This is a genomic window from Pseudoalteromonas sp. DSM 26666 (genome assembly GCF_900116475.1).
Lineage (GTDB): Bacteria > Pseudomonadota > Gammaproteobacteria > Enterobacterales > Alteromonadaceae > Pseudoalteromonas > Pseudoalteromonas tetraodonis.
Map to the genome: position 1 here is coordinate 177,651 of NZ_FPAR01000007.1, position 8,776 is coordinate 186,426.

Here is an 8,776-nt window from a genome sequence, read left to right on the forward strand (position 1 = left end):
TAATCAGGCATTTTTACGTTACCTATAAAGTAAACTAAGTTAGTATTTATAAAACGACTTAAACTTGGATAGGATTTTATGAACGTGTCATTACGTATTAGTCATTTATTTATGGTGTTATTACTTTTAGCCTTTAGCGTCAATGGCTATGCAGCACCGGCTCTATTCAAAATAGAAAAACAAGGCGCTAGCTCGTATTTATTTGGCACCGTGCATGTGGGTGATGCCAGCATGAAAGGGCTACCACAAAAAGTGACTCACGCACTGGATAACAGTAATCAAGTTGTTGTTGAAGTGGATATAAGTAAACTATCACCATTACAAATGCAACAACGTTCTATGCCGTTTATGCTGCTTACTAACGGGCGTACGCTACAGAGCGAGCTTTCAGAAAAAAATTATCAACTCCTCAAAGACTACTTTGCTAAAAAATCGATTGATATTGCCATGTTCAACAGTTTCAAACCTTGGGCTGTGATGTTAACCATGATGCAAATTGAGTTTCAAAACGCGGGCTATTCAGATAAAAACGGCATCGATAAGCAAATACTCGAGTACGCGCAAAAGCACAGTATTAACATTGCGGAGCTTGAAACCATAGAGCAACAACTACAGATGTTTAATGGCTTAGAGTCATTAAGCAATGCCATGATGGCAGAAACTTTTGAGCAACTAAGCGATATTAATACCTACTTTATCACCCTAGTGGATGCATGGAAAAAGGGCGATATGCAAACCCTAACCGGCTATTACCACACCAGTTTTGATGACAGCCAATACGGTCAACAAAGCGAGCAAGTGATGCTGATTGAGCGCAATAATAATTGGGTCACTCAACTCAAGCCTAAACTTGAACAAGGCAAGGTGTTTATTGCGGTAGGTGCTCTGCACTTAGTTGAGCAGCATGGTTTAATTAAACAACTTCGCGACCAAGGGTTTAAGGTTACTCAGTTATAAACAAGCTTATATAAGCGTCTCACTATGAGCAGCTTGTTGCCCATAGTGAGCCGTTTTAAAATCTTCCATTTTTAAGGTGTGTTCAATCCCTTTAATGGTATCTGCTGCATGATGGTTTACATAAATAACGGTACTCGTTTTTGCAGCACACACCTTTTCAATCAGCAGTAAAACGCGTTGACGATTTGCCTCATCAAGCCCTAAACATGGCTCATCTAAAATAAGCAAAGCAGGATGTTTAACCATTGCGCGCACAATCAGTAATAGTCGCTGATCGCCATACGATAGCTGGGTAAAAGCGCTATTTGTTTTGTCACTTAAACCTATTAGTGCCAACCACTCTTTAGCTAAACGCGTTTGTAACTCACTGGCTTGTTGATATAAACCTATACTATCGAAAAACCCTGAAATAATAGTATTAAGCGCCGAAATACTCACTCGATACTGCAAATGTAGCGTATTTGAAATATAACCAATGTGCTGTTTTATATCCCAAATACTCTCCCCTGTGCCACGCTTAAAACCAAACACTTCAATCTCATTGTTATAGCACTGAGGGTTATCACCAGTAATTAAATTTAATAAACAGGTTTTACCTGAGCCATTTTTCCCGGTGAGTTGCCAGTGCTGATATTGGTTAATCGTCCAGTTTAAATTTTCAAAAATTGTTTGTTCGCTGTAACGCACATGAACATTAGTGAGCTTAACGAGTGGCGTGTTTGTCGCTGATTTAAAACAGCGCTCAGGCGCATCGGGAATACTTAATGATGTATGCTCTAAATGAAGTAATTTGAATAAATCCGCTTGTTTTGCTGCACACGGTTTTGCCAAGCTATGTTGTAAACGACCATTATTCACATAAGCAAAGTGATCAACAAACGCTGGAATTTCATCAACACGGTTTAGCACAAACACAAAGCAGGTTTGTGCGCTCAACTGCTGTAATAGGCGGTTTAGCTGCCCAACCGATTCAGAGTCTAAGCCATCAAATGGTTCATCAAGCACAACTAAATCACTGTTAGCAGATAGCGCTTTAATTAATAATAATTTACGCGTTTCGCCAGTAGATAAATCAGTAAAATCACGATTAAGTAAGGCATCAAAATTAAAAGCGGTGATTAACTGTTGGCATAAATCGCTATTTATTTCAGGCTCAGCAAAGAGCATGTCTGTTACTTTTTGTGGCTTTTCACTTTTACGATGCGTGTTAAGTAACTGCTTTTGTAGATCACTTGACACTAATTGTAGCTTGTTAAAGGTACTATGACGTTGCCCGCTTTGTTGTTTTGCTTCACCAATTAACGCTGCTGCGAGTGCTGATTTTCCAGCACCATTACCCCCGAGTAAGACCCAATGTTCACCCTGCTTTACTTGCCAAGTTAAATCGTCGATATAATACCGAACACTGTCATCGGTAGATAAATAACCACTAAATTGCTGTAGTAAAATTGAGCGCACGTTAGATCCCAAAACAGAGCTTAAAAACTCAAACTAACGTAATAAGGAATAATTAAGCAAGTGAGATTTAATCAACCTCAGGTAGAAAAGCATCGTTTAGCGCCGCGATTATGCTTTGCTGATCTATGGGTTTATGAATATGACCTATTGCTCCACAAGCTTTAGCGCGAGCAAGATCACTATCAGAGGTGTTTGCGGTAACCACAATAATCGGCAGTGTTTTATCGTTATCATGCAAGATTTTAGTGGCTTCAAACCCATCCATAACCGGCATATTTAAATCCATAAAGATGACGTCATAAGATTTTTTGGCGACCATTTCACACGCTATTTTGCCATTCTCAGCGCATTCAGCGTGTATGTTCAATGCGGTTAATAGCTTAGTGAGTACCAGCATATTAAGTGGGTTATCTTCAACGACTAAACAATGTAAGTTATCAGGAATTGACGATGACTTGCTTAAAGTAGTATCCATCTCTAATGGTAATGTTAAAAATACAGAGGCCCCTTGCTGACGATTATTTTCAAAACGAATTTCACCCTTTAATGCGTCAACAATATATTGTACACGGGTAAGGCCTGTTCTGAGTCCTTGAAAATGGTTACTTTGCTCAGTGCTGTCTAATTCTAATTGCTCGATAAGGTGATCAAAGCCACAGCCGGTGTCCTCGACGCTCAGCGATAGTTGGTTATTGTTGAGCGTAGCGATGACTTTCACCTCTCCTTGCTCTGTAAACTTTAATGCATTACTAAGTAGCTCATTAACTATTTGTTGTAAGCGTGCATGATCTACAATCACCGCGCAGTCTAAGCTCGCTGCTAACTCTCTGATTAACTTTAACCCTTTTTCAGTACAACCATATTCATACACAACTAACACTTTATTTATGGTGGTTAGTAAGTTGTCAGAGGTCGGGTTTAACGACCAACGATTTAAACTCAGCGCTTGTAAATCTTGTAATTCATCTAACATCGCCAACAACCTCGCCGAGCAATACCGAGCTTGGCGTTGTATATCCTGCTGTGAAGTGGGAATTTTTAGCTCATCGATCGAGGTAATTAACCCCTGTAATGGGGTTCTAAATTCATGACTGGCTCGTGCAATAAAGTGCTCTTTGTTATTACTTACCTGCTCTGCAAATTCTTTTTGTTGTTGATACTTTTGTAAGGTCTCTAGAACTCGTTTTTCCATCGGCATAAACACAAACCTAAGTTCTAAAAACAATAATGCCAGAGTAAAAAACCAACAAAGCAGCTCAATACTAGAGATCCAATCAACCTTTTTTACCGCTTGTTGCTCAAATAAGCTCACCGCAGTGTCTAATTTTTTAAGTAATGCTTCAACTTCGCTCACGGAAAACGAAGCCAAATTAATAACCTCCTTTTGAGAAACCAAATTTTTAGCTTGCGTTATAAAGGCCAACACTTCTGCATCTAAGTTGCTTGGGGGGGCATAATATAAATCAAATAAAGGTGTATTTAGATAAACTGCGTCACCTTGTTCATCTTTAGTGAGTAAATATTCATGGGCTTGTTCAAATAACTCAAGGGAGTGTTTTAACGATTGAAGATGTTGTGCGTGATTATCCGTTTGATTAATTAATGCATTGCTATGCCAAGCTATTTTTTGCGAAAGCATACGTTGCTTGCCAGCTATATTGATAATTTTTGCATCGTATTTTTGCACTGAAAAGAAGTATTGCATCAGTAATGCAGATACGCTGACCAATAAGGCAATAGCAACTAAAGCCCAACGGTAACGTTTGCGAATACTCTTAACAATGTTGAACATACACTAGGTTACTTTTTTTGTTTTAACTGTAGCCTAAGCTTAGCAAACTAATTACTAAATTATTAAATATAAAAAACCCAGCTAGTTAAACTGGGCTCTTGTAACCGTTTAGCGTGTACCTAACGATTTTCTAGTCGATTATAATCAAACATGCCAAATTCAACACCTCGGTACTGGCGGGCAACCTGATGTAAAATATCGCTGTATTGCCAAAATTGCGGGTGAGTTCGACGAATCGCAAACTTAGACTTTAAAGCGCGATAATCAGCTTCCACTTGCATTAGCGGTAACTGTTCGGCAAAGGCCGAAACCTGTTGGGTGTTATTTAAATACCAAATTGCAGAAGGGTAATCACCAATAAAGCCCGGAACAATTGTCACCGTATCTTCTTCATAGGCGCGCTGTCCGTCTTCGTTTAGTAGACTCGAAATATTATAGTGCGCGTTATGGTGAATAATTGTATAGCCTGTGTGGCCATCCTGCTCTTTCACTAGCACATAAGATAGCTGTGGCAGTAAGTTAACTGCTTTGGCAGGCATGGTATTAATCGCACTTAATGGTGCGGGTACTTTTTTATAGTCATAACGAGGACTTAAAACGGGCTCTAATGCCTCTTTAATTAAGCCATATAGCTCTGATTGCGGTTCATCTGTTTGATAGTTAATACCGCTGGGTTGACTAAACTCACGATTGTTTTCAAAAAAGGTCGACAAACTAGGTGGTGATTTTCGATACCAACTCTGTTTAATTGTCTCTCGCTGAGTTTCAGGTAACAAAGCTAAAAAGTTGTGCTCACCTTCTAAACGTAAAAAGTCCATGTATAAGCGCGTTATTAATTGATGGCCAATATTGCCATACACATCAAAGCCCGCAACTAACAAGTAATGAATACGCTCAAACAGCGCGTAATCAAGCACCCACATAGTTTTAGGTTGTTGGCCAATAAAGCCTTTAACTACAGTTGCACTATCAAAGTGTCGAAAAATAGTCAGTGCCGCATTTTGATTGTGCCCATCCCCTTTCCACAATAAGTCGGTGGTTAAATGCTCGCCGTTTTTGAACAGATTATTAGCAAGCTCTACCTTGGCTTTTAAGTAACGTTTTTCGCGAACCGAGTATTTGACCCAATTAGAAATCGGTAACGCATTACTTTCCTCTGCTGCGGGCAACTCTAATGCATCCTCATGTTGTACCAGCATTTTACCTACCGCCGGAGTCGCTACCTTTTTAGGATCAGCAAACGCCACCCAAAAATGATCATTAATCACATTGAGTGCTATTTGACCACGACAAACAGGGCCTTTAATAAAGCCCATAATAATTAGCTCAGCTTCATCGAGCATAAATTGATATTTTGCATCTATAGGCAGTGCTTCAAACGTTTTAAACGGGTTTGATGCAAGGGTAGGCTCATAGCTTGGTAAACTAGATACAGTGTAATTTGGCGCAATAAATTGCTGGTAAATACGTGCCAACTTTTCATCATTAAGTTTAAGCGGTAAATGCGTTTTTGATAAAATAGTAGAACGGTCGTGAAGCAGTCGATAATAAACACGCTCAACGTTTGGATTATCGTAAGGGCGACGAGAACTTATTAATTTAATGTCTTCACCAGGGGGAGTACTTGAGCGTACCAACTTAAAAAAGTTAGGTGATTGTGCATCACTAAAGTAGATGTGTGCTAAAAACCAATGCTCATAAATATAGCGCGCTGATAATTGGTACTTCAAACCATCTTGATTTAAAAATGCTTCCCAGTTTTTTACTTGCGCAAGCTCAGCAGCTGATGGCGGCTTGATGTGCGCCATTTTCCCGCCTTTTTTAATCCAGTTTTGTAAGTGCTGAAATTCAGCAGCAGTCACTCCAGGCAAGCCATAAGGCATACCCGCATGCGGTTGCTCATCCGCTAATTGGTCAAACTCACCCATCGTCGCACAACTTTGGTTGCGGCTAAGTGAAAAATCAAAACGTTCATCTAATACTTCATCTTCTGGCAAGGGTGAACTTTGCTTTAATACCAGCGTATTAAATAACACACTACCCGCTAAATTGGCTTCTTCAGTTTGTGCTCGCTCGTTTAATACCGGGCTAAATTCTTTATCACGCCATTGCTCAGTCGTGGTTGCATCAAATAATAATCGGCTCGGCGTTGAGGCTAACAACCGAGTACCATCGTAAACCAACTCTTTACTGAGGCCTCTGTCGATACCTTCAGGAGAAGAGAGTTTTAATTGGCAAGGCGCATCATAACAGCCATGACAAACCACGCAGCGGTTATCGAGTACAGGCTTTACTTGCTGTAAAAACTCAGCCCCAGCACCGCTATTATGAGCAACCATACGATCTTGTGTTTGCTCAGGACCGAATAACTCATTGTAATGTGCATTACCTAAGTAAGCACAACCACTTAAGATAATCAGTACAAAAGTACCTATAATATTTTTTTTCATTATTCAGTCTCATCACCTAAATCGAACGTAGGCATCATATCGATTTGCGGTGATACGAATGTTAGGTTTTCAACAGTAGTCACCACAGCGCTTAATAGAGGGCCCTGTGTTATGGTTAATTGAGCGTCATGCTCGCTATGCGCTATGGTAGCAAAGCTTGAATTGATGATATTCAACTCATAGTCTGCAATGCTAATGCCTATACTACTGTCAGCACTGGGGTTCTGGCATAGTTGAGTAAGCAGCTCATCACTTAAGATAACTGAAATTTCCAAGTCAGGCTGCGCTAAGTCACGGGTACTTAGTGTTTCATCTAGAATAAATAAAGGAAGTGTTAAATTGCTATCTTGTTCAAGTTCCATTGGACTCTCTGCGCTACTGACTATTTAATTATTACCTATTATAACAACGTTCCAACTTAAATAACGATAAACAAGCCTTAAAATAGCCTCGTTAATTTTTAAGCGCGGTATCAATGCTGCTTTAAACTTCGTGAAGACAACAACAGGAACGCTAAACTTCACTCATTAAAACCTTAAACCTGCAGCATTACAGTAATTGAGAACTCAACGATCGTTGCTACTAAGCACCAATGCATAAGGTAAGTGTAGAACCTTCATGCTTTACCCTCTAAGTGCGATAAAACTCAACCCAAGTGACAGTGTTAAATTTACACCGAGCTGCTTTATACCAATCCGCAATAATACTCAATCATTTTGCGGGGCTAAACGTGCCGCTACCTGTGTTAAAAAATTCTCATTTAGAACAACTAAATAGCGAATTTTTTGCCTAGCTATCATCCCGTTTTTCCTGCCTCAAAATAGACCGCTTAATTAAGCGAATTGGTATTACCTAAAATCTTAAACCTTGCACCTGAAACCTTTATTTTATTGCAGGCATTAAAAAACCCGAGGCTAAGCTCGGGTTTTTTCGTATTAATTAGCTAGGCTAATTATTACTCGTTGAACGTTGCTACAAAGCACCTACGCCTAAGGTAACTGCGCCACCTTCACATGATGTAAATCGCAGCCATTAAAAAAGGCCACCTAAGTGACCTTTTTCTAACAATTAACTTAAACGTTAATTATTACTCTACGATAGTTGCTACAACACCAGCACCTACAGTACGGCCACCTTCACGGATAGCGAAACGAAGACCTTCGTCCATCGCGATTGGCGCGATTAGCGTTACTGTCATCTTAACGTTATCACCAGGCATTACCATTTCTACGCCTTCTGGTAACTGTACGTCACCTGTTACGTCAGTTGTACGGAAGTAGAACTGTGGACGGTAACCTTTGAAGAATGGAGTATGACGACCACCTTCATCTTTCGAAAGTACGTATACTTCTGAAGTGAATGTAGTGTGTGGCTTGATTGAACCAGGCTTAGCTAGTACTTGACCACGTTCAACGTCTTCACGCTTAGTACCACGTAAAAGTGCACCAATGTTCTCACCAGCACGACCTTCGTCAAGAAGCTTACGGAACATCTCAACACCAGTACAAGTAGACTTAGTCGTCTCTTTGATACCAACGATTTCAACTTCGTCGTTCACGTTGATGATACCAGCTTCAACACGGCCAGTTACAACAGTACCACGACCTTGGATTGAGAAAACGTCTTCGATAGGCATGATGAATGGCTTATCGATGTCACGCTCTGGCTCTGGAATGTAAGTATCTAGTGCTTCTGCAAGCTCTACGATTTTAGCTTCCCATTGCTCTTCGCCTTCAAGTGCTTTAAGTGCAGAACCTTGAATTAGTGGTAAGTCATCACCTGGGAAGTCGTATTCAGAAAGAAGTTCACGAACTTCCATTTCTACTAGCTCAAGTAGCTCTTCATCATCAACCATGTCACATTTGTTCATGAACACAACGATGTAAGGAACACCAACTTGGCGAGAAAGTAGGATGTGCTCACGAGTTTGTGGCATAGGACCATCAGTCGCAGCAACTACTAAGATAGCGCCATCCATTTGAGCAGCACCAGTGATCATGTTTTTAACATAATCGGCGTGACCAGGACAATCTACGTGTGCGTAGTGACGAGTAGGAGTATCGTACTCAACGTGTGAAGTTGAGATTGTGATACCACGCTCGCGCTCTTCTGGAGCGTT

At 40.3% G+C, this 8,776-nt stretch carries 6 protein-coding genes; 1 reads left to right on the top strand and 5 read right to left on the bottom strand.

Annotated features, from left to right (window positions below; genetic code table 11):
* Nucleotides 1–78 precede the first annotated feature (78 nt).
* Complete coding sequence (locus tag BM380_RS14195) at nucleotides 79–957, top strand: TraB/GumN family protein (RefSeq protein WP_090494888.1); 879 nt, start codon at nucleotides 79–81, stop codon at nucleotides 955–957.
* Nucleotides 958–963: 6 nt separating this feature from the next.
* On the opposite strand, the gene modF is transcribed toward BM380_RS14195, so the two are convergent.
* The 5 genes from modF to tuf form a co-directional block, all read right to left on the bottom strand.
* Nucleotides 964–2,415, bottom strand: a complete 1,452-nt coding sequence (modF, locus tag BM380_RS14200; protein ID WP_090494890.1) for a molybdate ABC transporter ATP-binding protein ModF — start codon at nucleotides 2,413–2,415, stop codon at nucleotides 964–966.
* Between the two features lie 67 nt (nucleotides 2,416–2,482).
* Entirely contained in the window at nucleotides 2,483–4,207 is a 1,725-nt protein-coding gene (locus tag BM380_RS14205; protein ID WP_090494891.1) for a response regulator, read from the bottom strand.
* 119 nt (nucleotides 4,208–4,326) lie between these two features.
* A complete protein-coding gene (locus BM380_RS14210) occupies nucleotides 4,327–6,657 on the bottom strand; it encodes a fatty acid cis/trans isomerase (RefSeq protein ID WP_090494893.1) in 2,331 nt (776 codons plus the stop codon).
* On the bottom strand, nucleotides 6,657–7,019 hold the full coding sequence (locus tag BM380_RS14215; protein WP_013463853.1) for a hypothetical protein: 363 nt from the start codon (nucleotides 7,017–7,019) through the stop codon (nucleotides 6,657–6,659). Before BM380_RS14215 ends, BM380_RS14210 begins: the two co-directional genes overlap by 1 nt.
* Before the next feature lie 725 nt (nucleotides 7,020–7,744).
* Nucleotides 7,745–8,776 (bottom strand): elongation factor Tu (tuf, locus tag BM380_RS14220; RefSeq protein WP_090494895.1); only part of this gene is annotated, 1,032 nt, incomplete at its 5' end.